The 22,068-nt window shown below is 61.0% G+C and carries 20 protein-coding genes; 14 read left to right on the top strand and 6 right to left on the bottom strand.

The genetic code is table 11. The features are described 5' to 3' along the window. The first annotated feature begins 5 nt into the window (after window positions 1-5). The 4 genes from SAZ10_RS14455 to SAZ10_RS14440 all read left to right on the top strand — a co-directional run bounded on the left by SAZ10_RS14455 (window position 6) and on the right by SAZ10_RS14440 (window position 2,857). Window positions 6-800 (top strand): TatD family hydrolase, encoded by a 795-nt coding sequence (locus SAZ10_RS14455; protein WP_318609942.1) that lies wholly within the window; start codon window positions 6-8, stop codon window positions 798-800. A 2-nt stretch (window positions 801-802) separates the two neighbouring features. Further along, window positions 803-1,621 (top strand): MBL fold metallo-hydrolase, encoded by an 819-nt coding sequence (locus SAZ10_RS14450; protein ID WP_318609941.1) that lies wholly within the window; start codon window positions 803-805, stop codon window positions 1,619-1,621. 4 nt (window positions 1,622-1,625) lie between these two features. Beyond that, window positions 1,626-2,096, top strand: a complete 471-nt coding sequence (locus SAZ10_RS14445; protein ID WP_318609940.1) for a YbaK/EbsC family protein — start codon at window positions 1,626-1,628, stop codon at window positions 2,094-2,096. Between the two features lie 68 nt (window positions 2,097-2,164). After that, window positions 2,165-2,857 carry an ROK family protein gene (locus SAZ10_RS14440; protein ID WP_318610129.1) on the top strand — a complete coding sequence of 231 codons (693 nt, stop codon included), beginning with the start codon at window positions 2,165-2,167 and terminating at the stop codon, window positions 2,855-2,857. A 45-nt stretch (window positions 2,858-2,902) separates the two neighbouring features. On the opposite strand, the gene SAZ10_RS14435 is transcribed toward SAZ10_RS14440, so the two are convergent. Further along, complete coding sequence (locus SAZ10_RS14435; protein ID WP_318609939.1) at window positions 2,903-3,676, bottom strand: IclR family transcriptional regulator; 774 nt, start codon at window positions 3,674-3,676, stop codon at window positions 2,903-2,905. 309 nt (window positions 3,677-3,985) lie between these two features. Between SAZ10_RS14435 and SAZ10_RS14430 the strand changes: the two genes are divergently transcribed. The 5 genes from SAZ10_RS14430 (at window position 3,986) to SAZ10_RS14410 (ending at window position 8,848) form a co-directional block, all read left to right on the top strand. Then, window positions 3,986-4,861: a sugar ABC transporter permease gene (locus SAZ10_RS14430; protein ID WP_318609938.1), complete on the top strand. Its 876-nt coding sequence runs from the start codon at window positions 3,986-3,988 to the stop codon at window positions 4,859-4,861. A 7-nt stretch (window positions 4,862-4,868) separates the two neighbouring features. Beyond that, complete coding sequence (locus SAZ10_RS14425; RefSeq protein ID WP_318609937.1) at window positions 4,869-5,711, top strand: carbohydrate ABC transporter permease; 843 nt, start codon at window positions 4,869-4,871, stop codon at window positions 5,709-5,711. A gap of 37 nt (window positions 5,712-5,748) precedes the next feature. Further along, window positions 5,749-7,023 carry a sugar ABC transporter substrate-binding protein gene (locus tag SAZ10_RS14420; protein ID WP_318609936.1) on the top strand — a complete coding sequence of 425 codons (1,275 nt, stop codon included), beginning with the start codon at window positions 5,749-5,751 and terminating at the stop codon, window positions 7,021-7,023. A 75-nt stretch (window positions 7,024-7,098) separates the two neighbouring features. After that, window positions 7,099-7,842 (top strand): ribonuclease activity regulator RraA, encoded by a 744-nt coding sequence (locus SAZ10_RS14415; protein ID WP_318609935.1) that lies wholly within the window; start codon window positions 7,099-7,101, stop codon window positions 7,840-7,842. Window positions 7,843-7,888: 46 nt separating this feature from the next. Then, entirely contained in the window at window positions 7,889-8,848 is a 960-nt protein-coding gene (locus SAZ10_RS14410) for a mannonate dehydratase (protein ID WP_318609934.1), read from the top strand. A gap of 586 nt (window positions 8,849-9,434) precedes the next feature. Here SAZ10_RS14410 and SAZ10_RS14405 read toward each other — a convergent pair. Together SAZ10_RS14405 and SAZ10_RS14400 are read right to left on the bottom strand one after the other, a co-directional pair. After that, a complete protein-coding gene (locus SAZ10_RS14405) occupies window positions 9,435-12,590 on the bottom strand; it encodes a multidrug efflux RND transporter permease subunit (RefSeq protein WP_318609933.1) in 3,156 nt (1,051 codons plus the stop codon). Continuing rightward, window positions 12,591-13,586 carry an efflux RND transporter periplasmic adaptor subunit gene (locus tag SAZ10_RS14400; protein WP_318609932.1) on the bottom strand — a complete coding sequence of 332 codons (996 nt, stop codon included), beginning with the start codon at window positions 13,584-13,586 and terminating at the stop codon, window positions 12,591-12,593. 819 nt (window positions 13,587-14,405) lie between these two features. Here SAZ10_RS14400 and SAZ10_RS14395 point away from each other — a divergent pair. The 4 genes from SAZ10_RS14395 to SAZ10_RS14380 all read left to right on the top strand — a co-directional run bounded on the left by SAZ10_RS14395 (window position 14,406) and on the right by SAZ10_RS14380 (window position 16,847). Then, window positions 14,406-15,320: an alpha/beta hydrolase gene (locus SAZ10_RS14395; protein WP_318609931.1), complete on the top strand. Its 915-nt coding sequence runs from the start codon at window positions 14,406-14,408 to the stop codon at window positions 15,318-15,320. 140 nt (window positions 15,321-15,460) lie between these two features. Continuing rightward, window positions 15,461-15,799, top strand: coding sequence for a metalloregulator ArsR/SmtB family transcription factor (locus SAZ10_RS14390; protein ID WP_318609930.1), 339 nt, complete (start codon window positions 15,461-15,463; stop codon window positions 15,797-15,799). After that, the gene (locus SAZ10_RS14385) at window positions 15,796-16,272 is read left to right on the top strand and encodes an SRPBCC domain-containing protein (RefSeq protein WP_318609929.1); all 477 of its coding nucleotides are present in this window, start codon (window positions 15,796-15,798) and stop codon (window positions 16,270-16,272) included. Before SAZ10_RS14390 ends, SAZ10_RS14385 begins: the two co-directional genes overlap by 4 nt. A 14-nt stretch (window positions 16,273-16,286) precedes the next feature. Beyond that, complete coding sequence (locus SAZ10_RS14380) at window positions 16,287-16,847, top strand: DUF1993 domain-containing protein (protein WP_318609928.1); 561 nt, start codon at window positions 16,287-16,289, stop codon at window positions 16,845-16,847. Here SAZ10_RS14380 and SAZ10_RS14375 read toward each other — a convergent pair. The 3 genes from SAZ10_RS14375 to SAZ10_RS14365 all read right to left on the bottom strand — a co-directional run bounded on the left by SAZ10_RS14375 (window position 16,808) and on the right by SAZ10_RS14365 (window position 20,575). Next, window positions 16,808-17,914 (bottom strand): NADH:flavin oxidoreductase/NADH oxidase, encoded by a 1,107-nt coding sequence (locus tag SAZ10_RS14375; protein ID WP_318609927.1) that lies wholly within the window; start codon window positions 17,912-17,914, stop codon window positions 16,808-16,810. The two genes, SAZ10_RS14380 and SAZ10_RS14375, sit on opposite strands and share 40 nt — an antisense overlap. A 149-nt stretch (window positions 17,915-18,063) precedes the next feature. Further along, window positions 18,064-19,572 (bottom strand): winged helix-turn-helix domain-containing tetratricopeptide repeat protein, encoded by a 1,509-nt coding sequence (locus SAZ10_RS14370; RefSeq protein ID WP_412535217.1) that lies wholly within the window; start codon window positions 19,570-19,572, stop codon window positions 18,064-18,066. A gap of 91 nt (window positions 19,573-19,663) precedes the next feature. Continuing rightward, complete coding sequence (locus tag SAZ10_RS14365; RefSeq protein ID WP_318609925.1) at window positions 19,664-20,575, bottom strand: agmatinase; 912 nt, start codon at window positions 20,573-20,575, stop codon at window positions 19,664-19,666. A 242-nt stretch (window positions 20,576-20,817) separates the two neighbouring features. Here SAZ10_RS14365 and SAZ10_RS14360 point away from each other — a divergent pair, with 242 nt between their 5' ends. Continuing rightward, on the top strand, window positions 20,818-21,984 hold the full coding sequence (locus SAZ10_RS14360) for an MFS transporter (protein WP_318609924.1): 1,167 nt from the start codon (window positions 20,818-20,820) through the stop codon (window positions 21,982-21,984). Window positions 21,985-22,068 lie beyond the last annotated feature (84 nt).

Raw genomic sequence — 22,068 nt, 5'->3', positions numbered from 1 at the left:
GAGCAATGCTGGTCGACAGCCACTGCCATCTCGATTTCCCGGACTTCGCCGAAGAACGGGCCGCGGTGATCGCTCGCGCGGTCGCCGCCGGCGTCGGACGCATGGTGACCATCTCCACACGCGTGAAGCGCTTTGGCGATATTCTCGCCATAGCCGAGGCATATGACGAAGTATTCTGCTCGGTAGGCACTCATCCGCACAATGCGGCGGAAGAGCCGGACATCACGTCGGACGAGCTGGTCCGGCTTGCGGCGCATCCCAAGGTCGTGGCCATTGGCGAGGCAGGCCTCGATTATCACTACGACAAGTCGCCCCGACCGGCACAAGCGGAAGGCTTCCGCAGGCACATAGAGGCTGCGCGCCAAACCGGCTTGCCGCTGGTCGTCCATGCGCGCAGCGCGGACGACGACATCGCGGCCATACTGGAGGAGGAGAGCGGGAAGGGGGCTTTCCCTTTCATCCTGCACTGCTTCTCCTCCGGCCGAAGGCTTGCCGAGGTCGGCGTTGCGCTCGGCGGCTACATTTCCTTCTCCGGCATCCTCACCTTCAAGAATTCGGACGAGCTGCGCGCGATCGCAGCCGATGTGCCGCAAGATCGCCTGCTGGTCGAAACCGACGCGCCGTATCTTGCGCCAGTGCCGCATCGAGGCAAACGGAACGAACCTGCCTACGTGGCCGAGACAGCGCGCGTGCTCGCCGAAACGATGGGCGTCAGCACTGACGAGGTCGCGCGGATAGCGACGGGAAATTTCTTTCGTCTTTTCAAAAAGATGCCGAGACCGGCTGAAGTGGTTTCCTGATTGTGAGGGATATCTTCCGCCTCACCATACTCGGCTGCGGCTCATCGCCGGGAACGCCGCGCATTACCGGCGACTGGGGGAATTGCGATCCCTCCAATCCGAGAAATCGCAGGACGCGCTGCGCTGCGCTTGCCGAGCGCATCCGCCCGGACGGCGCGACCACGCGGGTCGTGATAGACACCGGGCCCGACTTCCGCGAGCAGATGCTGGCGGCTGGGGTGAGCAGGCTTGACGCGGCGCTTTACACCCACCCGCATGCCGACCACATTCATGGCATCGACGATCTGCGTGGTTACGTGCTCGAGCAGAAGCGGCTGATGGACGTCTATTGCGACCAGCCGACACTGGCCCGCCTCATGGACGCGTTCAGCTACTGCTTCACCACGCCGCTTGGCAGCTCGTATCCGCCAATCCTGAAGGCACGGCTTTTTGAGCACGACAGGCCGGTGGTCATAGAAGGAGAGGGGGGGGCCCTCACCTTCGAGCCGTTGCCGCAAGTTCATGGCGACATCATCTCGCTCGGCTTCAGGATCGGCTCGCTGGCCTACTGTCCGGATGTCAGCGATTTCCCTCCGGAGACGGCCCAACGGCTGACAGGCCTCGACGTGCTCGTCATCGATGCCCTGCAGTACAGGCGGCATCCGAGCCATTTGTCGATCGGCGAAGCGCTGGAATGGATAGACCGCGTTGCGCCGAAGAAAGCCTATCTCACGCATATGCACATTCCGCTCGACTATGCGACTGTGATGGCTGAGACGCCGGATTTCGTCGAGCCGGCTTATGACGGACTGAGAATAGAACTGCCTCTCGAAGAGGATTGAAGTGATGGCCGGTAGCATCGAGCGCGTCGAACAGGCAGCAACCGCGGCCGGACTTCAGATCGCGGTCAGGCGCATGGGCGCCTCGACGCGCACGGCCGAGGAGGCTGCGGCGCAATGCGGCTGCACGGTTGGCCAGATCGTCAAGTCGCTGGTATTCCAAGGTGAGCGCAGCAGCAGGCTCTACCTGTTTCTGGTATCGGGTGCGAACCAGCTCGATCTCGCCAAGGCCGCCGCGCTTACCGGCGAGCCTCTGGTACGCGCAGATCCGCGCCACGTGCGCGACGAAACCGGCTTTGCCATCGGAGGGGTCGCGCCGATCGGTCACCGGATTGCGATCGCTGCATTCGCCGACGACGCTCTGCTGCAATATGATCGCGTCTGGGCCGCGGCCGGGGCGCATGATGCCGTGTTCGCAGCAGAGCCCGCGGCGCTGTTCAAGGCAGCCAATGCCAGCACGGCAGACCTCGCGCGGTAACTCTGCCTATAGCTTTCGATGCGAGGCTGCAGACCGGAAATGACGGGATCGACCGTCGGAGAGGAATGATGTCGAAGGCGCGGAAGGCAAGCGGCAAGAAGATTGTGCTCGCCATCGACATCGGAGGCTCTCATGTGAAAATCCTCACCAGCACGGGCGGTGAGGAACGCAAGGCCGAATCCGGGCCGAACATGACCGGAAGCGAGATGGTGGCCGCGGTCAAAGCCCTGGCAGAGGGCCTGAGCTTCGACGTGATCTCGATGGGCTATCCGGGGCCGGTGCACCACAACCGGCCGCTGGCCGACCCGAAGAATTTGGGTCCAGGCTGGGTCGGATTCGATTTTGCGAAGAGCTTCGGTAAGCCGACCAAGGTCATCAACGATGCGCTGATGCAGGCGATCGGCAGCTACGAGGGCGGACGCATGCTGTTCCTCGGGCTCGGTACCGGCTTGGGCGCTGCGATGATCGTCGACAATGTGGCGCAGCCAATGGAGCTTGCGCACCTGCCTTACCGCAAGAAGACCTTCGAGGACTATGTAGGCGAACGCGGGCTAGAAAAGCGCGGGCTCAAGAAATGGCGAAAGAGCGTCTTCGATGTGGTGGAGCGCCTGCGCGCCGCCATGCTGCCCGAGTATATCGTCATCGGCGGCGGCAATGTCGAGAAGCTCGACGAGTTGCCGCCGGACTGCCGGCGCGGCGACAATACGCGCGCCTTCGAGGGCGGGTTCAGATTGTGGTGGGACAAAAAGCTGGTGGTTTAGTCCCCAAGATGGCCGGCGGTAGCCAATATGAAGGTCTGATGTAGCCTAGCCAATGGCAGCGGAGATCTTCTGTGCTGTCGCAAGCGCGGCATCGAGAACGATCGATTCATAGGCTGCGTCGCGTCCGGCAAGGAAGGGCACGCTGATGGCCGCAACCACCTCGTCCGCACGATTGCGGATCGGCGCGGCGTAAGAGTTTATGGAAATATTGAACTCGCCGTGGTCGCGAGCCCAGCCCTGATCCCGAACCTGTTTGAGCTCCCTTCGAAGCTCGTCCTGATTGCAGATCGTTTGTTCAGTAAATCGGGTCAGGGTTCGTTCAAGCAACCTGTCGACTTCCGGAGCGGGAAGATTGGCGAGAAGCACCTTGCTCGCCCCTCCCGCATGGATCGGTAGATACTCGCCGACCTGGGCGTGCAGAGCGTGGGCCTTGCGACCCGGAGCAACCGCGACAACGACTACGAATCCTCGATCGTAAACTGACGCCTTGCACGTCTCGCCAAGCGAGAAGCTGAGCCCATCCAGAAGTGGCTGCGCGGTTATGGCGACCTTGCTGCTCAAAGAGCTGACGGTGACGGCGTCGGCGAGAGACAAGAGACGGCTTCCCAACACGTAATCCGAACTGTCGAGCTGCCGCACTATGTCGTGCGCCACAAGCGAATTCAGGATTCTGTACACGGTCGAGCGCGTCACGCCGGTGCTTTCGGCAAGCCGCTTGAGCCCGAGCCCATTGGGACGCCTTTCGAGCTCGGAAAGAATGGCCATCATCCGCTCGATCGCGGGATTTCGATTCTGGCGCGCGATCTCCTCGTCCTGCATCCCTTGACATTTCCCCTGCCAGCCACTTTAGTTGCGTTATCATATGAACTTATGAGTTTCAAATAATAAACTCATGAGCGGCTGGAGGGCCGGGGAGGGATGGCTGTCATGGACGTCTGCCAGACGTTCTGCCAACGATCATTTGGGTGCCAGGGCAGGCCGATTGTGTCTTCTGCGTGGCCCGTTACTGGTGCGGCCCGTCGCCCGCGCCAACTGCCGCCGAAGCGCTGCTGAGCGATGGGGGCGGCACCCGCACGGAACCGTCTGCCGGACGGCTTTATGACGCCGCCATCGCCGCAGCGACGGCATATGAGGCGGCCAGCACCTGACTGGCTCGCGGCCTACATGTTTCTCGCACCGGCCGCGGCGGTATTTGCCGCCTTCATCGCTTATCCGCTGGCTGACGGAGTCTCGACGGCTTTCTCGAACCAGATGGTTGGCAGGGAAGGCCAGTTCACTGGCCTTGCCAATTTCTCCAGCCTGCTTGCCGATGCCCATTTCCAGCGTGCGATGTGGAATTCCCTGGTGCTCACGCTGGGTGTCGTGGCTGTCAAGCTCGTGGTCGGGCTGGGCAGTGCCGCCCTTTTGTCGCAGCGCATGCCCGCGCGCGGCCTTATCCGGGCTCTCGTTTTTTTGCCTTGGGCGGTACCCGGGCTGATTGCCGGCCTGTCCTGGAAATGGATCTTCGACGAGCAGGCCGGGGTGCTCAGCTACCTTGCCATGACCCTCGGCTTCACTAATCGTCCGGTCTACTGGCTGTCCGATGCAAACCTGGGACTCTGGTCGATTGGAATTGCCATGGTGTGGCACGGACTTCCGTTCTTCACCATGATGTTCCTGGCGGGGCTCACCTCCATTCCTTCCGATCTCAACGAAGCTGCCGCAATCGACGGGGCCGGGCCTGTCCGCCGCTTTTTCTCTGTGACGCTGCCGCAGATGCGCGAGGTAATTTTCGTCACCGTCATGCTGTCCAGCATCTGGACATTCAACTCGTTCCACATGGTCTTCATTCTGACGGGCGGCGGGCCCGCCATGCGCACGCACATACTTCCCACGCTCGCCTACGAGTACGGCATCATCCAAAGCCAGCTCGGCCTGGGGTCGGCTGTGCTCGTTTCGGTGATTCCCGTCTTCCTGGTGCTTATCGTGCTGCTAACGCGGCGCATGCTGAAGAACGAGGGCTAGGCCGCAAATGGTTCAAGGCCGGACAGAAAGGCTCATCCGTCCAATCGCCACCGCGATCGGTGTGGTGCTTGCTCTCTTATGGGCTCTGGCGCCGATCTACTGGATCGTCGTTACATCCTTGAAGACGTCGCGCGAGGTCTATTCCTCGCCGCCCACGCTCTATCCGATGCGGCCTACGTTCTCGAACTTCGAGGCGGCCCTCTTCAAGTCCAACTTTCTTCAGTTCGTCTGGAACAGCGCGCAGGTCGCGATCGCCGTGACCTTGATTTCGGCAGCGATCGGCGCGCTTGCCGCCTATCCCGTCGCTCGAATGAGATTCCGGGGCCGCAGCGTCGCTGCCCGCACCATCGTCACGGCTTATCTGCTGCCGCCGTCGCTCCTGTTCATCCCGCTCTTCCTGGTGCTGCAGTCGCTTGGCCTGATGAATACCAAGCTCGGCCTCATCATTGCCTACCTGACCTTCACCGTGCCCTTCTGCACATGGATGCTGATCGGCTATTTCCGCACCATCCCCATCGAACTGGACGAGGCGGCGGTAATGGACGGCGCGAGCCGCTTTCAGACTCTGACCCGTGTCGTGCTGCCGATCGCCATACCCGGCCTTGCAGTCGTTGCGCTCTTCGCCTTCACCCACGCATGGAACGAGTTCCTCTATGCGTTGGTGTTCGTCCATTCCAACGACACCAAGACATTCACCGCCGGACTGACCGGGCTGATCATGGGCGACACCTTCATCTGGGGGCAGCTCATGGCCAGTTCCGTCATCGCCATCGTTCCCATCCTGATCATCTACATCGTGGCGCAAAAATACATCGTCGAAGGATTGGCTGCGGGCAGCGTGAAGGGATGACGAACTGTCTGGACGCTTCAACCTCGGAGGAGACGTGATGAAGAAGCTTGTAATTGCCCTCTTGGCAACGGCGGCATTCATGCTGCCGCATGGCGTTCAGGCAGCAGATCTGACGATCTGGGCGCTGCAGGCCTTCAATCAGAAGGCTGACGACCGCATAACGGAGATGGCTCAGGAGTTTGGCCGCGAGCGCGGTATCTCGGTAGAGTACACCATCGTTCCGGCAAATGTGCTCAACGAGCGGCTCGCCGCCGCGATCCAGGGCGGCGCGTTGCCCGACGTGTTCATGCAGGTCAGCCCCCAGGTGCAGTACTACGCCAATCTCGGCGTCACGATGCCGCTAGGTGACATCCTCGCACAGATGCGGTCGGTGGAGGGTGGCGTCTACGAGAGCACGGTTTCGGCCGTGATGTACGACGGCAAGGCGCTCGGTATTCCTCTAGAGGTAGATGTCGTGCCGATGTTCGCACGCAAGGATCTCCTGCAGGAGGTCGGAATGAATTTGCCGACCACCCTGGAAGAGCTGCGAGCCGCCTCCAAGGCCATCCTGGAGAAGGATCCGACCATCACGGCGTTCGGGCATCCCACCGGCACGGCCAACGATTCCGAGACGCTGACGCGCATGATCGTCTGGTCCTTCGGTGGCGCGATGTTCAATCCGGATGGCACCCAGGTGACCTGGAATTCCGCCGAGACAGTGGCTGGCTACCAGTTCATCGCCGACATGTTCGCCGAAGGCACGATCCCGCGCAGCACCTTGAGTTGGGACGATGCCGGCAACAATACCGCCTACCAGACGGGCCGCGCCGCATTCATCATGAACCCGCCGAGCGTCTATCAGTGGATGGTCGACAACGATCCCGACCTCCTCGCCGACACCGCCCTTATCCCCATTCCCCGCGGCCCGGGCGAGAAGGGGCGCTCCGCGACGATGATCTCCTCGTTCGCCTGGATGGTGAGCAAGGACACGAAGCGCCCGGATGATGCAAAGGCCTGGCTGACATACTTTTTCGAGCCGAAGCGCTACGAAGAGGTCATCAACACGGTTGGCGGGCGCTGGCTACCCATCTATCCGGCACTCTACACGAGCATGCCCTTGTTCAAGGACAATCCCGACTTTGCTCAGCTCGGCGAGATGGCAAAGAACGGTGTGGTCGACGGTTACGCCGGCCCTCCGACAGCCTGGGCGTCGGCCGTCTTCAACGCCAAGGTCGTGACGCAGTCGATTCAGCGGATGCTGGTGGACGGCGAGAGCGCCGACGCAGCGGTCGCGTGGGCGACTGCGGAAATCGAAAAGCTAAAGATCAAGTAGCCATTGTTCCGGCCCGGACTTCCATGGCCGGGCCGGACAGCGCCCCGGCTGCCCCGCTTCTCAGGATTCTATCCAGTGACTCACACACCCGACATCAAACGTCCCTCGCGTGCCCTCGTAGAGGCACTTGGCACCATCGGCAGCGCGACCGCTGCCGGAGAATTGAACCTCATGGGAATCCGCGACACCCAAATCCGCGGACCGGTCGCGCATTCAAAGGGGCGCTCGATCGCCGGCCCCGCGCTGACGTTGCAATTCATGCCCAAGCGTGAGGATATCTACGGGGCGAGCGAATACGACGACCCGGAAAAGCAATTGCATCGGCATGTGCTCTATCACGCACAGGCCGGCGACGTGGTTGTCGTGGACGCGCGCGGTGACATGGCCAGCGGTGTCTTCGGCGAGATGATGTTGACCTACTTCGCCGGACGTGGCGGAGCAGGCGTGGTCATCGACGGCTGCATCCGCGATTCCGCCGAGGCCTTCAAGCTCGACCTGGGCTACTGGATCCGCGGCGTCACCCCGAACTACCACACCCAGACCAACATCATTCCCTTCGCCGTCAACGTCCCGATCGCCTGCGGCAACGCACTCGTTTTTCCGGGCGACATCATCATTGCCGACGATGACGGTGCGGTCGTCGTGCCGATCGCGAAGGCGGAGGAGTTGCTGGAGCGGGCAAGCCAGCACGTGGAGTGGGAAGAGTTCTCCAAGCTCAGGCTCTCCCAAGGTGCCGATCTGCGCAAATATTATCCGCTGAGCCCAGAGGCACAGGGTGAATACGAGACCTGGCGCGCTGCCCAGAAGCATCGCCGCTGATCTGAACCAACTCAACGGTCACACTTTCTGCTCGAGGAATCCGTCAATGCTTGAGATCGCCGAGTTCATCCCTCCGACCCCCAGCCGTTTGTGGAAGCTGGCCAAGCAGGCGGGTGTAGACCTTGCGGTAGGCGGCCTGCCATTCGAAATACTGCAGCCGGGAGAGCGTGTATGCGACCTCGCTCCGCTCAAGCGCATGGTCGACCTCTATGAGCAGGGCGGCTTCGCGCTCAAGGTGATCGAAGCGCGGCCGCCGCTCAACAGGACCAAGCGCGGCCTGCCGGGCCGTGACGAGGAGATCGAGGTCGTGCTCGAACTCCTGACCAATATGGGTAAGCTCGGCATCCCCGTCTGGTGCTACGAGTGGATGACCGACTTCAACTGGGTGCGAACCAACCTCGCAACGCCTAGCCGCGGCGGTTCGGTCGTGACCAGCTTCAATATCGACGAAGTGCCCGACGACATCACGTCCAACCCTCCGATCAGTGAAGAAGAACTCTGGGCCAATCTGGAGTACTTTCTGAAGAAGACTCTTCCAGTGGCGGAAAGGGCAGGGGTGAAATTGTCGATGCACCCTGACGATCCTCCGATCACGCCGATCAAGGGCGTCAGCCGTATCATGCGGAGCGTCGACAACTATCAGCGGCTTGTGGATATGTTGCCTTCAGCCAGCAACACGATCACCCTTTGCCAAGGCAACTTCACACTGATGACGGACGACCTGCCTTCGGTCATCCGCAGGTTCGGCGACAAGATCAGCTTCGTGCATTTCCGTGATGTGAACGGTACTCCCACGCGCTTCGAGGAGACCTGGCACGATGCCGGCAAGACGGACATGCTCGCCTGCATGAAGGCCTACAGGGATATCGGGTTCGACGGCGTCTTGCGGCCAGATCACGTTCCGACGGTTGAAGGCGACAGCAACGAAGATGCTGGTTACTCGGCGTTCGGTCGCCTTTACGCCATCGGATACATCCGCGGCCTGCATGAGGCGGTCTATCAGTGATCCTTGCGGTCAGGCAGCTGAGAAGCGGAAGCGTCCTGGCGGCGTTGCGCGGCCAACCTCGGGAAGTTCCATAATCTATCTTATGCGACTTATGTCCGTAGCCGCGCCATCGCCGAGATCCCTATCCGTGACCCCCATAACCTGCGGTTTGACTCGCGCCTCTCTCCCAAATCGGCTGCGAGCGAGTTCGGATGCCCTTCGATGCCAACAGGAAAATCGGCAATCCGCTTGGCGAGCGGGCTTCATACCGGAAGCCTCCTCGGGCAGTCCTCTGAGCCGTCGGCTGCCACGAGGGCATCCAACGGGAAAGCCCCGTGCCCTCCAACGACCAGGAATCTGAAACGTGGCTGTCCGGGCCCTGCCCCAGGACAAGCGGACGGCAGGACTATTCGAATACCGTCGATCCGACATCCAAGGTCGCGAGCAGCTCGGAGCGATCCCTGGTCATGATGCTGTGAACAAATGTAGAACAAAGTTGTCGATGATACAGGGGTCGAGGGCAAGGAATGGCTTTGCGACGGGTCAGATACTCGCCTTCGGCAAGGTCGTATTCGCGCCACGGGTGCCCCAGCCAAACTCGTTCGCTTCACGATCCGACTGAAGAATCCGAGCTGGTCCCGGTTTTTGATGAGCGACTTCGATGGATCGAATGTTCCCGAAGCCACTGAAACACCGCGTAAAGCATCGGGATGACAAAAACCCCGACAAGAGCCGCAGCAAGCATGCCGCCGAACACCGGGGTACCCACAGCCCGCCGGCTGAGCGCTCCGGCGCCTTGGGCAATGACGAGCGGCAAAAGGCCGAATATGAAGGCGAAGCTCGTCATCATCACCGGCCGGAATCGGAGGCGTGCACCTTCGACCGCCGAGTCCAGGATCGACTTACCTTGACGCCGTTGCTGGACCGCGAATTCGACGATCAGAATCCCATTTTTGGCAGCGAGCGCCACTAGCACCACGAGACCTATCTGAGCATAGACATCGAATGCGAGTCCCGACCACTCGACAGCAAATATTGCCCCGAGGACAGCGACTGTGACTGACAGAAGCACCGGTATCGGGATATTCCAGCTTTCGTAGAGGGCGACGAGAAAGAGATAAGCGAAGAACACGGCGAGGCCGAGTACGATCCCGGTCTGGCCGCTTGCGACCTTTTCCTGCAGTGCCGTACCCGTCCATTCGAAGCTGTAGCCGGCAGGAAGAGTGGCGGCTGAAATTCGCTCCATCGCCGTCAATGCCTGGCCAGAACTGTAGCCGGGCTTGGGCGCGCCATTGATGAGCGAGGCACGGAAACCATTGTACCGGACCAGTGCCGGCGGGCCCTGGATAAGCTGCGCCTGAGCCAGCGCCCGGAGCGGGACCATTGCTCCGGTTTTGCTGCGCACGTAGACGCGATAGATGTCTGTGATGGCATCGCGAAACGGCGCTTCAGCCTGAACATTCACCTGCCAGGTGCGGCCGAAGAGGTTGAAGTCGTTGACGTAGAAGCCGCCGAACGTGGACTGGAGCGCGTTGAAGATATCGCTGATCTTGACGCCCAACACTTGCGCCTTGTCGCGATCGACGTCGAGATGGACCTGCGGCGTGTCGGCGGCGAAGGTGCTGAAGACGCCAGCAAGTTCGGGCTGCTGATTGGCGCCAACCAGCAGGCCTCGAGTCACGGCCGCGAGATCGCGCGGCGTCTGGCCTTGCAACGCCTCAAGCACGTATTGGAACCCCCCGGTGTTGCCCAGGCCGAGGATTGGCGGCAGGTTGAAGGGGAACACGATGGCGCCTTGGATCGAGGCCAACTGTGGTCGCAAGCGTGCGATGATCGCATCGACGGTTTGCGATTTGTCAGTGCGCTCGTCATAAGGCTTCAGCCGAACGACAAAGAAGGCTTGGTTCGAGGCGGCGACATAGTCGATGAAATTGAGACCGACGACTGACAAGACACCCTGCACGCCCGGAATCGGTCTAATCATGTCTTCTACTTGCGCGACGAGCTGTTCGGTTCGATTGGTCGAGGCGCCCTCCGGCAGCCGCACGGCGGCAAAGAAAGCGCCCTGATCCTCGGCCGGCAGAAATCCTTGCGGAGTGATCCTTAGCAAGCCCCACGAAGCGGCTGCGAACGCGGCCACTGCCACCAGGCCAACCACCGCCACCCGCACGAGGCGGCGAACGACGGACACGTAGCCGTCGCGCCCCCGATCAATCCAGTTCAAGACATGGCGCATGGGACCACGTTGCGTTTCCCCGCGCTTCAGCAGCACGGAGCAAAGCGCCGGGCTCAAACTCAGAGCGTTGACCGCCGAGATGACCATTGAAACCGAGACGGCCACTGCGAATTGGCGAAAGAGCTGACCGCTTATCCCGGGAATAAACGCCACGGGCACAAACACTGATAGGAGTACGAGCGAGATAGCGATGATCGGGCCGGTTATCTCCGCCATGGCCTTCTTGGTTGCCTCTGGAATCGACAGCTCGGGATTTTCTTCGATCGTCCGTTCGACATTCTCAATCACGACGATCGCGTCGTCCACGACAATGCCGATGGCGAGGACAAGAGCGAGCAGCGACACCGTATTGGCGGAATAGCCGATCACAAGCATGACCGCGAACGTGCCGATGATCGACACGGGGACGGCGATAAGCGGAATCAAGGTCGTCCGCAGTTTGCCGAGGGACAGAAACACGACGAGCCCCACCAGCACGAATGCTATCACAAGCGTGCGAATGACCTCTGCGACGGTGGCGGTCACGAAGACCGTCGTGTCGAAAAAGACATCATATGCAAGGTCGTCGGGAAAGGCCTGCTTCAACCTGTCCATTGTTTCGCGCACTTGGCGAGCGACCTCGACGGCGTTGGCGCCGGGTGACTGATAGATGCCGATCGCCGCCGCGGGCGCACCATTGTAGCGGCTATAACGCTCCTGGGTTTTGGCACCCAGATCGACTCGAGCCACGTCCTTCACGCGTACGAACGACCCATCGGGATTGGCGCGAACGACAATGTTGTCGAATTGATCGGTTCGCGTTAGGCGCCCCAGCGTCGTAATAGTCAGTTGAAATTGCTGGAATTGCGGGCTCGGAGCCGCACCGATCCGACCCAGCGCGGCCTGAATGTTTTGGCTCTGCACAGCCGTGACCACATCTGCCGGCGTCAGCTGGAAGGCTGCGAGGCGATCGGGGTCGAGCCACAGACGCAGGGAATAGTCGAGCGGGCCAAACAAGGTCGCCTGCCCGACGCCGTGGATACGCGACAGGGCATCGATAATATTGATCGTCGCATAATTGTTGAGGAACAGAGCGTCGTGGGTGTTTTTCGGCGAATAGATGTTGATGACCTGAAGCAGGGCCGCCGATTTTTTCCTGATGGTCAGGCCACCGCGCTGCACCACCTCGGGCAGGAGCGGGGTTGCGAGCTGAGCACGGTTCTGAACATTGACCGTATTGATGTCCGGATCGGTGCCGAGCGCGAAAGTGACAGTCAGGGAGTAGCTGCCATCGGCACCGCTCACCGATTGGTAATACAGTGCATTGTCGACACCGTTGATCTGTTGCTCGATCGGTTGGGCGACGGTTGCTTCGACGACCTCGGCGTCGGCGCCGGGGTAAAGTGTGTTCAACGACACTTGCGGCGGCACGATTTCGGGAAATTGCGCGACGGGAATTTCCGACATCGCGATCAAACCGGCAAAGGTGATGACGATCGCTACGACAAACGCAAGCCTCGGCCGATCAACGAAAATATCGGAGATCATCTATCCGCCCGCGATCGCTGTTTCCTGTACCTCTTGGCCCGGCCGCACTTTTTGAATACCGTCGACGATCACGTTTTCTCCTTCGCGCAGGCCTGAAGTAATCACCACGTCAGTATCCTCGTTTGGCCCCGTCTGGATTGGCCGCTGTCCCACTTTGTGCTGATTGTCGACCACCAGGACGTAATAGCCCGATTGGTCGACCTGCAGGGCCGCCTGCGGAACTACCAGCCGCGGCTCCTCCTGCCGTTCCTGAATCACGGCGGTTACCAACTCGCCGTCGATGAGTTGCCCTTCCGGGTTGGGGATTATGGCTCGCATGATGAGAGTGTCGGTCTGCTGGTCGACTTGCGGATCAGTCAGATTCCAAACGCCCCGCTGGGGATAGTCGCTGCCATTTGAGAGGCGGATCAGGATCTCGATCTTGGCAAGGCCGCCACCCTCCTTGCGGCGTGCTTCACGCAGAATCTCAAGATCGCGCACGCTGACCGGGAACAGGACATAGATCGGGTCTTGGCTGACGATGGTGGCCAGGATCCCGCTGGCCGGATTGACCAGATTGCCTACTGTGTAAGTCGTGCGGCCGACACGGCCGTCGATCGGTGAATGAATGTCGGTGTACTGGAGATTCACCTCCGCCTGCTTCAACGCAGCCTGCATCTGCAGGACCTTTGCTCTGCTGCTGTCGAGAGTAGCCTTATTCTGGTCAACAACGGACTGCGCGCTGAACTCCTTTTTCGAGAGCTCCAAGCTGCGGTTGTATTGAAGCTCGGCGTTTGTGGTCTCTGCCTCGGCGGAGGCCAAGTTTGCGTTGGCCTGGTCCACCTGCGCCTGGAACTGCACTTTTTCGATCTGGTAGAGCAAGTCGCCGGCCTTCACATCCTGGCCCTCCCGGAAGAGAGCCTTTTCGAGAAAGCCCTCCACGCGTGCGCGAACTTCCACCTTGTTGACCGCCTGGATCCGTCCAACAAATACGAAGGATTGCTTGACCCCTTTCATGACGGCCGGACGGACCCCTACCGCTGGCTTCGTTGGTTGTATCGCCGCCTGCTTCGGTTCCCCACAGCCCTCCAACAACAATAAAACACTACAAGCAGCAAAGCACATTCGGCAGTTGAGTACGTTCCTTGTGCAGGACCTCATCGCAACACTCCGCCATAACCTGCGATTTCGAAGGGCAGAACCGGAGGCTGACGATTCGACGGACCAAGAATACTGGATTGGCCGTCCACTTGTCGTACGCGAGCCTCCATTTCGCCGGACTTGCCCGACACCAAGATCGAACGCCCGCGTTCGAGCAGGTGGGCAGACCGTCGGGGTTGATCGCGGCCTGCCAGTCCCAACAACGAGCTTCGTGGAGGCTGACACCGACCAGTACCAGCGTTGATTTCGATGTGCCCGTCATGCGGCAGAGCCCGCACCACAGCCCGTCCTTTCGCATGTTCTCATGCGGGGCGAGTATGCGCCGAGCCAATGTAGACGTCTATTGTGCCTTGGAGTCGGTCCTGCTCATGTAGTCAACCGTCAGTACAGCCCGCCCGCCTACTTACGCGCCGGGCGCCCGCTTTCGGCCGATTCATTGATTTTGCGCGCACGCCATGTACGAATGGCGCGGACGCAGCTGGGGGCTGCGGAATTGTTCAGGCGAGTAATGCGGCTTGACTTCGGGATCGATTGGTTCCGGATTCTTGTCTGTATTCGCGTGCACAGCCGTAGCTGCCTTGCCAATCGGGTTGCTGCTGATACTGGGTCGAACCATTGATGCCGCGTTGCGCAGCGCGCAGCTCGGTTCAATGCTCAACATTTCAGGAGGATGACATGCGCAAGGTAATGATGGCTGCGTTAGGTGTGATGCTCTTCACCTTGCCGGCAACAGCCCGCATCGTCCCCTTCCCGCCGGAATTCAAGCGGCAGTCCATCGAGACCAATGGAACGAGCCTTTACGTCCGCGTTGGCGGCAAGGGGCCTGCCGTGCTCCTGCTGCATGGCTTCGGCGACAGCGGCGATATGTGGGCACCGCTCGCCGCAAAGCTGATGAAAGACCATACAGTAATCGTGCCGGACCTGCGCGGCATGGGGCTCTCGGCCCATCCAGATACCGGCTACACCAAGAAGAACCAGGCGGTCGACATTGCCGGCATCCTGGATCATCTGAAGATCGACAAGGTCGACCTCGTCACCCACGATATCGGCAACATGGTGGGCTACGCCTTTGTCGCCCAGTATCGCGACCGAGTCACACGCTGGGCCGTGATCGATGCTCCGCTGCCTGGTATCGGCGATTGGGACAACATCATCCGCCTGCCGCTCTTGTGGCACTTCAACTTCCGCGGCCCCGACATGGAGCGATTGGTTGCAGGCCGCGAGCGCATCTATCTTGACCGGTTCTGGAATGAGCTGTCGGCCAATCCCAAGGCGATCGATGAAGCGACGCGAGTGCATTATTCCAAGCTCTACGCTCGACCCCACGCCATGCACGATGCCTTCGAGCAGTTCGCCGCCTTCTCCCAGGACGCCTCCGACAACAAGGAGCTCCTTGCCAAGGGCGGCAAGGTCGCCATGCCGGTGCTGGCGCTAGGTGCCGAAAAATCCTTCGGCACGGCCCAGGCGGACGATCTACGCTATGTCGCGACAGACGTGACCGCCGGGATTGTACCTGCCTCCGGACATTGGATCATGGAGGAAAACCCGGACGCTACGATCAAGCTCGTCACGGATTTCCTCGCGCAATAGTCCGCCTGCTTCCCAGACCGAGCGCAAAACTACCCCTCAAGGATTCGCCATCGAACTTTGACGAGGCTGGCGGCCATTGACGGTACAGCCTGATCCGGTGTATTCAACCGAATGGTTGTCAACTAGTCGGTTGAATACATATGGCAAGCGATCCTTTGAGCGCCACGCTCTTTGCTGTGGCAGACCCAACTCGGCGGGGCCTTCTCGCCCGCTTGGCGCGAGGCGACTCGACAGTCGGCGAACTGGCGGAACCTTACGACATGAGTGTCGCCGCCATCTCCAAGCACCTGAAAGTGCTTGAGAACGCGGGGCTGATTTCGCGCGGACGGGAGGCGCAATGGCGGCCTTGCCATCTCGAGGCCGAGCCACTCAAGGCTGTGGCGGCTTGGCTCACCGACTTCAAGGAATTCTGGGAACGCAACCTGGACAGCCTCGGCGACTACCTCGACGCGGTCCAGCAAAACGAGAGGTCAGAATGAACACGCGAACGGAAATTCCCGAAAACGAGCCAGTGATCGTCATGAAGCGAACTTATGAGGCGCCGCGTGACCTGGTATGGCAGGCGATCACAGATGCTCGACATGTACGGAAATGGTGGGGCGGCGCAGGGGTCTCCAACCCGGTTTGCGAAATGGACGTGCGCCCTGGTGGTCTCTGGACGCATGTAATGCGGTTTCCGGATGGGCGTGAGCTGCATATGAGCTTCGTCTTTATCGAGGTAGAGAAGCCCGCACGGCTCGCATGGCGGTCAACAGATAGCGGAACGGTTCAAAAAGGTCCGCCCGGTGCCGCCGTCACCGTTATGCTCGAGGCACTGGGGAGTCAGACCGAGTGGACGATGGTCGCGCGTTTTCAAAGCTTCTCGGATCGCGAAGCTGCGTTGGCCATCGGCTTCACCAAGCCGATTGAAGCCAGCTCTGATCGACTCGTGGAATATTTGAAAACGATGTGACGGAGGCAAGCATCATGAAGATCTCGATGCACACCATGGCCGTCGACAGCTTCGCGCCGATGCTCGAAAGCCTGTCGTCGATTTTCGGCAAAGCCGTCAACTTCGCAGAAAAAGAGAAGTTGGATCTCGTGAATGCTCGGCTTGCCCCCGACATGTACACGTTGGCCCAACAGGTCCAGCAGGCGGCCTATTACGCACGCGACGGCGTTTCGCGCCTGGCGGGTCGTCCGGCTGCGCCCATGCCCGAAACCGAAACGACACTGATCGGCTGCGAGACGCAGATTGATGAGACTATCAGACTGGTTCGCGCCATTCCTGCAGACGACTTTGAGGGAGCCGAGACGCGGGATTGCAGCATCGAGATCTCCGACAACAAGATCATCGAAATGGACGGCCTTCGCTTCCTGAGGTCGTGGGCCCTCCCCCATTTCTACTTTCATATCGTGACCGCCTACGACATTCTCCGTCACACAGGCATGTCGATCGGCAAGATGGACTATCTGAGCCAGGTCGGTGGCTTTCTTTGCTCAAAGAGTCACTCTCGTCCGAACAGGTCCTTGAATCGTCGCGGCTGAGAGCGGAGATACTGCTTGGGCGGCCGGACCTTGGCGCCGAGTTCCGCCGCAGCGTGCCATGGCCAGCGCGGGTCATAGAGGATCGCTCGGGCCAAGGCTATCATGTCGGCATCGCCAGTTGCGACGATTGCCTCGGCCTGCTCGAACCCGGTGATCAATCCGACTGCGATCACCGGCATGCGGACGGCAGATTTGACCGCGCGAGCAAGCGGCACCTGATAGCTCGGTCCTACTGGGATGGCTTGCGCGGGATGCAGACCTCCGCTCGAGACATGAAGCGCGTCGCAGCCTCGTTCTTCGAGCTTTTCAGCGAAAGCGATCGTCTGCTCGATGTCCCAGCCACCCTTCACCCAATCCGTGGCAGATACTCTCACAGAAACCGGCTTCTGCGCGGGAAACGCGGCACGCACCGCGTCGAAGACCTCAAGCGGAAAGCGCATCCGGTTCTCGAGCGAGCCGCCATATTCGTCGGTCCGCTGATTGGAAAGCGGCGACAGGAACTGGTGCATCAGGTAGCCGTGGGCCACGTGGAGCTGGACCACGTCAAGTCCTAGTCGGGCGGCACGGACCGCTGATGCGGCAAACGCATCTCGCACCCGCCGAATGCCTTCCCGATCCAGTTCAGTTGGCGCGACTTCACGTTCGGCAAAAGGAATCGCCGATGGAGCCACGGCCTGCCAGCCCCGCGGATCTGAAGGCGGATATTGTCCACCGCCTTCCCAAGGTACCACGCTCGAGGCTTTTCGCCCGGCATGGGCGAGCTGGATCCCGATCGGCATGTCCGAGCAGCGCCGCACGCCTTCCAGTGTGCGACCCATTGCAGCCTCCGTCTTGTCGTCCCACAGCCCGACATCAGCCCAGCTTATGCGGCCTTCGGGGAGAACCGCCGTCGCTTCGATGGTCAGCAGCGCCGCACCAGAGAGCGCTAGGTGACCGAGATGAACGAGATGCCAGTCGTTCATGCATCCGTCCTCCGCGGAATACTGGCACATCGGAGCGATCACGATCCGATTGGAGAGATGAAGGTCGCGAATGCTTATCGGTTGGAAAAGTGCAGGCTGCGCCATGATCATCTCCTGGATTGCCAGCGCGAACCGAAGACATTGCGGCAGCGCATACGAGCGTCGGGTTTGTGCAGCAGATCGCGGCTGCATGACATCATATAAGACTTGGGCCGACTCCGGCGAGCCTCGGCCTATGGGCACGGCTAAGCGCTTCATTCCGGAAGACCGGCCTTGCGGTAGCCGTCGATGAAATGCTCGAGCGTCGCAGCGTCGCGGAATGGTTCCGTCGCGGCCCAGTGGCGGGTTGTGAAATGCGGGTTGCTGACGAGGAACAATTCGACCTCTGTCCGCGCCTCGTCGAGCCGGCCGAGCTTGGCAAGGCTTGCCGCCAGGAAACGGCGTGAGCTTGTACGATAAGTCTCGTCCCGGCGCAGTGTCTCGACAGCGGCTTCGTATTCGCCGGCCGCGTATTGCGCCTGGCCGAGCGTCAGATAGTACCAGCTTGCCGGAAAGGGGTTCAGCCGAAACGCCTTGCGAATGTGCTCAATCCCCTCCCCGATCCGCCCGGCCAGGATCGTGATGTCGGACAACGCCGCCCATGTATCGGCCTCATGTGGGTCGAGTTCGATCGCCTTGGCGAATTCAGCATCCGCCTCGGCGAAGCTGCGCTCATATGCAAGCAGGTAAGCCAGGACCCAGCGGCAGCCGGGATCGTCGGGGTCGATCGCCACGGCTTTGCGCGCCAGATCCAGAGCAATGCTACGGCTGGATTCGGTTGGTCCGCCGGAATGCACCCATCCCATCCAGTGGTTCAAGGCAAGCCAGCGATAGGGTTCGGCATATTCCGGGTCGAGCGAGATCGCGCGCGTGAGCATCAGATGCGCTTCCTGCGCCGACTGTGGGGTATCATCCATCAGCTTGCGTGCCCGCAGGCAGAGTTCGTAAGCCTCGAGATCTTTGGGCCGATTGCGCGGCGTCGGTGTGCGCAGCCGGCCGAGCAGCGCCTCCACGATCTTGCCGGCGACCTCGTCCTGAACGGCAAAAATGTCCTGCAGGCTGCGATCGAAGCGTTCCGCCCATAGATGATCGCCGCTTACCGTGTCCACCAGCTGTGCATTGATGCGCACGCGTCCCGCGGCGCGTCTTGCGCTGCCTTCCAGCAGGTAGCGCACGCCAAGTTCCTGGGCGGCCCCGAGCACATCCGTCGCCTTTCCCTTGCAGGCGAAGGCTGGGTTGCGCGCGATGACGAACAGGCTGGAGATCCTGGACAGGTCGGTGATCAGGTCCTCGGTCAGCCCATCCGCGAAGGACTGCTGCTCGGGATCATTGCTGACATTGACGAAGGGCAGCACGGCTATCGATGGTTTGCCGGGCGGCTGCAATGGTTCCCGTTTTCCGCTGCCGAGCTGTTCGACGGCCGCCGTGAAGCGATAGCCGACGCGAGGGATCGTGGCGATCCATTCGCCGCCCTCGGCGTTCGGGCCAAGCAGCCTTCGCAGTAGCGCGATCTGGACGGTGAGATTGCCTTCCTCGACTGCCCTGCCCTGCCACACCTCATCTATCAATTCGGCCTTGCCCAGGATTTCGCCGGCCCGTCCAACCAGCGCCGCAAGCAGCCTGAGTCCGCGGTAGCCAACGGCGACGGGGGCATCGTTCCGAAGAAGCGTGCCCGCAGCGAAATCAAGCACGAACGGACCAAAGGCGAAGCGCGATCCCTGCATGCGCATCCTATAGCCCGTTTCATTTTCTCACGGAAACATTCTGCCGCTGATAGTCTGGAACAGTATCGCGGGTGAGGTGGGAAGCAGGATTTCAAACCTGCCGGACGATGGCGCCGACTGCATTGACGATAAGGCGCGCGGCGGTCAGGGCCGACAGGCCGTCAATGTCGGCGGGAGGATAGAGCTCGACAAGGTCGAATCCTGCAATCCTGGCCCGCCGGCCGAGACCCGCGATGAGGTCGATCACCTGCGTATAAGTGAGGCCGCCAGGCGTGCGCGCCGCTACGCCCGGCATGATGCCGGGGTCGATGCCGTCGCAGTCGAGCGTGACGACCACCCGCGCTCCTTCCGGGATATGCCGGAGAACGGCTTCGACCCCCTGGGAGTGAATCTCGCGGGCGGTCACGAACCGGCTGCCATATCGCCGCGCCGCTTCGATTTCGGTGAGGCGTGCGCTGCCGACGCTACGCAGGCCGGCCTGCACGATGCCGGCGACATGCGGCATCTCGCTCGCTCGGCGCATCGGGTTCGAATAGCCATAGCGTTCGCCATGCAACTCATCGCGCCAGTCGATGTGGGCGTCGATCTGCAGGATCCAGACTGGCCCGTGATCCGCAAATCCAGCGAGAAAGGGAATGGGCACGGAATCATCGCCGCCGAGCAGGATTGGTACGGCCGGCAACGCCAGGACCTCGCGCGTCTTCGCCTCGATCAGGGCCCGGTTGGCGGCATTGTCATGCATGATGGTTGGGATGTTGCCGGCGTCGATGCAGCAAACCGGTTTGCCGTCAAACAACGGGCCGCCGAGATCGAAATCCCAGTGCCCGACGAGCGCCGCATCGGCCTGGCTTGCAGCACGGATGGCGTCGGCGGCCAAGGCATAGCCGCTGCTGTCCTTGCCGGGATACGTGCTGCCGTGACCGGCTCCGAAGATCACCGCTCGGGGTATGCGGCCATCAGCGAGGCGATGTGGAAAGTCGAGAAAGGAAGGTGAGTCGGTCATTCCTGTGGTCTTGAGATGATGGCTGAAATTCGGTGTTACGTGCGGGATGGGGTCGTCGGGGCAGCGGACGAAATCCTACGCTAAGCAGGCAAGGCCGCAAGATCAGCCTGTTTGGAAGTTTTTGGAATTCTTTGGCAAGGCTTAATTACTGCGCTGTTCGGATCAAGCAGAGTTTCCGCAGGTTGCAGTGGTTCGCCGGCGCCTGCACCTGTCGGAATTTGCCGGTCTGGTTCGAAGTCCGCATGATTGCCGAAAGCACGACACTGCCGCGAGATGACCGGATCCGGTGGGCTGCGATGGCGGGCATCATCGCCACCGTCACGGTGTTCGCCCTGGCACAGGGGCTGACCTATCCCCTGCTCAGCTTCATCCTGGAGCGGCATGGCGTCACGGCCGGCCTTATCGGCCTGTCGGCGGCCATGACGCCGCTGGGTTTCATCGTATCTGCGCCCTTCATTCCGGCGCTGGCGCGGCGCGTGGGCGGGGCGCGCCTCGCGGTGCTGTGTTCGATCCTCGCCGCGCTTACCTTGATCATGATTGCCTTGACCCAGGAAGTCTGGATCTGGATGCCGCTGCGCTTCCTGCTCGGCTTCTTCGCCAATCCGCTTTACGTGATCAGCGAAACCTGGCTGATCTCGATCGCACCCGCGCCCCGCAGGGGCCGCATCATGGGCCTCTATTCATCGGTCGTTTCGGGTGGCTTCGCCATCGGCCCGCTGTCGCTCGGCCTGGTCGGCACCGAGGGGTGGCCGCCCTTCACGATCGGTATCGCGGCATTCCTTCTGTGCGGTCTGGTCGTGCTTACGGTCGTGCCGCGCCTGCCGAAGATGCCACATGAAGGCGAGGCAATATCGGTTGGCGGCTTCTTTGCATTGGCCCCTCTCCTATTGTTCGCGGTGTTCGCCGCTGCCGCCTTCGAGCAGGTCGTGATTTCCTTATTCGCAGTCTATGGCGCGGCGCTCGACAGTGCCGAGCCACGCATCGCTTCGCTCATCACCTGTTTCACCGCAGGCAACGCCGTGCTGCAAATTGTGCTAGGGCGCGTCGCCGAACAGCTTGGCTCGACACGAACCATGATATTCTGCGTTCTGGCTTCTCTGGCCGGCTGCCTGGTGCTGTCGTCGATCTTCAATTCGTGGCTCGTCTGGCCGCTCGTTTTCGTCTGGGGTGGAGTCTCGTTCGGGATCTACACCACGTCACTGATCCAGCTCGGCGAGCGTTTCACTGGTCAATCTTTGATTGCCGGCAACGCGGCCTTTGCGTTCGTATGGGGCGTCGGCGGCATGGTGGGCTCGCCCGCGACAGGACTGGCAATGCAACTGATCGGACATCAGGGGTTGCCATTTTCGCTTGGCCTGCTGTGCCTTGTACTGGCGGTGTCTCTTATGGCGGAGAGGCGTCTGGCCTGATCGAGGCACTTGCCTCTCATGTCCGCGCTGACGGTCAGCCTGGGTAGTTGGGATTGGGGGATCTCACTCGGTGCGCTGACGCGA

The sequence above is a fragment of the Mesorhizobium sp. BAC0120 genome (genome assembly GCF_033542235.1).
GTDB lineage: Bacteria > Pseudomonadota > Alphaproteobacteria > Rhizobiales > Rhizobiaceae > JAWRCU01.
The sequence above is the reverse complement of the archived record's forward strand: the minus strand, read 5'-3'. Positions and strand labels throughout refer to the sequence as shown.